We start from the raw sequence: 3310 nt of genomic DNA, 5'->3' as shown, positions 1-3310 counted from the left end.
CTATGGTGGGGAAGCAGTCTTGTGTTTTTGTGTATGTTCATTTGCAGTATTTTACCTTAATACTGTAAATAACGCGACTGTTTCTAACAGATAAAGGGTTAAAGCGTATTGAAGACATCCAAGTCGGTGATATGGTCTTATCTAAACACGAAAGTGGGATAGGTGAGCAAGAGTTTAAGCCTGTTGTGCGTACAGTAGTTCATCATAATAAAGAGATTTGGAATTTAAAATACTGTCTTGTCAAAAAATCTGTTAAGGCAAACAGCTTGTCTGATTTTGACATTCTAAATATGAGTCGTAAAGGGAAAGTATCAGGTATTAATGCTACTCCTAATCATCCTTTTTGGGTGAAAGGAGTGGGTTGGACGCGCCTTGATGCTTTAAAGCAAGGTCAGTTACTTGAAATGAAGGATAAAGAGTATTCTGCGTATGTTATTTTAGCCAACCCTATCTATCAAACTAATGTTCCTAAGATATTCGCTAAACTGTCTTTTGATACCTATTTAGATGTCAGGGAATATTTAGACGATATAAACTATACACATTCTCAGGATAATCCAGATTATAGCTTCTTTAAATATGCAGAAAATATCGGAGATAGAGAATCTTTAAATAATGGTCTTATGACTAAAAGTCCATTTACTGACAGCGAATATGGTGAGATTATTCCATCAACAGATACTTTACTTTCTACAGTATACAATTTTGAAGTTGCAGATAATCATGCTCTATGGCTAAAGCGTAACGCCAGTGAACAAGTTACCCAAACAGGCGTACAAGTGCTACAAGCCAAAGCATAGACACCGCCAACCACAAGAGCAACCTTGACAACTGGCTCACCACAGGCGACATCCGTTTCAACAGCCGCACGAAGAGTGCCACCCTCTCCGAAACGGCAAACACCCAAACCAGCCTACGTCAAGCGTTTAGCCTAACAGCGGATAACCCTCTACTCAGCTTCACCATTGCTGACAAAGGCATCAAAATTTTCTAATTAGGGCTAACCGCCTAACTCTAGCAAGTTCGCCAGTTTCGACAATACCAAAATTGTGTCATTGACTTGGCATTATGCCTAAAATTGCATATAATGGCAAAAATTAACAACCGTATACCATTATGACTCAGACCATTCTTTCATCAAACGGCATTCACCGCCTGCACCACTCGTTTTTTGAACCCACAGGCGAGATTGTGGCAACTTTGCTTATCGTACACGGAATGAGTGAGCATAGTGGGCGTTATGCTAAGTTTGCACAGTTTCTAGCGGATAATGGCGTGCTGGTGGCGACTTACGACCAGCTTGGGCATGGGCAGACAGTTAAGGACAAATACGAGCTTGGTTTTATTGACGAAAAACACCCCATCCAAGCCCTGTGCAAAGACGTGGTTATTATGGCGGATAAACTAAAAGACAAGGCACGCACGCTGACCGACCGACCCATCCCCCACTATATCATGGGGCATTCTATGGGGTCATTTATCGTGCGGACGGTGCTGACCCACCACGCCACGAGCTTTGACGGGGCGATTATCATGGGGACGGGCAACAGCTTTGGGGTCATCAACCGCTTTGCCCTAACCGCCCTTGGAGCGATGAATTACATAAACCCAAAACGCCCCAACACCCGCTTTGCCACACTCCTAAACCACTATCTGCTCTCGCAAATCCGCTCACCCATCTCGGCATCGCCTTTTGCATGGCTGACCGAAAACACCGACAGCATCAAAACCTTTGAAGCTGACCCTTTGTGTGGATTTGCGTTTAGTAATAATGGCTTTGTCGCCTTGCAAGGTCTTATCAAAAAAGCAATCAATCCTGCATGGTACGCCCACACGCCCACAGATTTTCGCATTTTGCTCGTCAGTGGCAAAGACGACCCAGTCGGACGCATGGGGCAGGACATTGATGAACTTCAAAGCGAGCTTATCCGTGCAGGACAAAACGTCTGCACGCACCTATATCCCAACATGAGACACGAGCCACTACACGAGACGGATAAAGATAGGGTGTATGGGGATGTTTTGGCGTGGCTAAAAAATCACACCATTGATAAAACCAATCAAAAATCTCAATAAAATCAGTTTAAATTGTGCTAGAATAAAGTGTTTTTTACTTTTATTAGGAAATTGTTATGTCTTTACAAAATATCATCGAAACCGCCTTTGACAACCGTGCTAACTTCGGCGCAAGCGACTGCCCTGCTGACGTGCGTTCTGCCGTTGAAGAAGTGCTTGCAGGTTTAGATAATGGCTCACTTCGTGTTGCCGAAAAAATTGACGGCGAATGGGTGGTTCATCAATGGGTCAAAAAAGCCGTACTATTGTCATTCAAAATCAATGACAACAAACCCATGAACACAGGCGAGCTTGGTTTTTATGATAAAGTAGATACTAAATTCAACGGCTGGACAGAAGAAGACTACAAAAATGCAGGCGTGCGTGTCGTTCCCCCTGCGGTGGCTCGTAAAGGCTCATTCATCGCCAAAAATGTGATTTTGATGCCAAGCTATGTCAATATCGGGGCGTTTGTGGACGAAGGCACGATGGTGGACACGTGGGCAACGGTGGGTAGCTGTGCCCAAATCGGCAAAAACGTCCACCTATCAGGCGGTGTGGGTATCGGTGGTGTGCTAGAACCCCTACAAGCCAACTCTACCATCATTGAGGACAACTGCTTTATCGGTGCTAGAAGTGAAATCGTGGAAGGCGTGATTGTTGAAGAAGGCTCGGTCATCTCAATGGGTGTGTATATCGGTCAATCCACCAAAATCTACGACCGTGAAACAGGCGAGATTCACTACGGACGTGTGCCAGCAGGCTCTGTGGTGGTATCGGGCAGTCTGCCGAGCAAAGACGGCACGCATTCACTCTACTGTGCGGTCATTGTCAAAAAAGTGGACGCACAAACCAGAGCGAAAACTTCGATTAATGATTTGCTAAGAGCGGACTGACGAATACCAAAAACTATTGTATCATTTAATGGGTGATTGTTTACAGTCTAATACAATCACCTTTTTCGTGTGTTGCAAATGGTCTTTTCTTGAAAAGATTGCAAATTGGGAACAAATATTTTTTATTTGAATGTACTATGAAAGCTGATCAATCTCTCTTTAGCGGTGTGATGATGGATACCGTTAATGCGTCGGTGGGGCGTACTATGGCACTTGAAAAGACGATTAACTATAAAGGCTGGAAAGGCTCTGGTTATATTATTAGGCATTGTCAAACAACAATACATAAGCTAAAATACCCACACAGTCTATCATAAGCAAAGCAAACACCCAATGAGCCAAATATTCACCTATTGCCC

Annotated in this window: 3 protein-coding genes; all 3 read left to right on the top strand. The window is 43.8% G+C overall.

The features are described from left to right. Positions 1 to 131: 131 nt before the first annotated feature. The gene (locus K941_RS0112210; RefSeq protein WP_029103816.1) at positions 132 to 800 is read left to right on the top strand and encodes a hypothetical protein; all 669 of its coding nucleotides are present in this window, start codon (positions 132 to 134) and stop codon (positions 798 to 800) included. Positions 801 to 1116: 316 nt separating this feature from the next. Continuing rightward, positions 1117 to 2076, top strand: coding sequence for an alpha/beta fold hydrolase (locus K941_RS0112205; protein ID WP_029103815.1), 960 nt, complete (start codon positions 1117 to 1119; stop codon positions 2074 to 2076). A 56-nt stretch (positions 2077 to 2132) separates the two neighbouring features. Further along, positions 2133 to 2951 (top strand): 2,3,4,5-tetrahydropyridine-2,6-dicarboxylate N-succinyltransferase, encoded by an 819-nt coding sequence (dapD, locus tag K941_RS0112200; protein ID WP_036388390.1) that lies wholly within the window; start codon positions 2133 to 2135, stop codon positions 2949 to 2951. The last annotated feature ends 359 nt before the right edge of the window (positions 2952 to 3310 follow it).

Origin of the sequence: Moraxella caprae DSM 19149 (genome assembly GCF_000426885.1) — a bacterium.
GTDB lineage: Bacteria > Pseudomonadota > Gammaproteobacteria > Pseudomonadales > Moraxellaceae > Moraxella > Moraxella caprae.
The sequence above is the reverse complement of the archived record's forward strand: the minus strand, read 5'-3'. Positions and strand labels throughout refer to the sequence as shown.

Coding starts and splice junctions, on each gene's coding strand:
- K941_RS0112210 (WP_029103816.1), top strand. CDS start 132: ATGGTCTTATCTAAACACGAAAGTGGGATAGGTGAGCAAGAGTTTAAG.
- K941_RS0112205 (WP_029103815.1), top strand. CDS start 1,117: ATGACTCAGACCATTCTTTCATCAAACGGCATTCACCGCCTGCACCAC.
- dapD (WP_036388390.1), top strand. CDS start 2,133: ATGTCTTTACAAAATATCATCGAAACCGCCTTTGACAACCGTGCTAAC.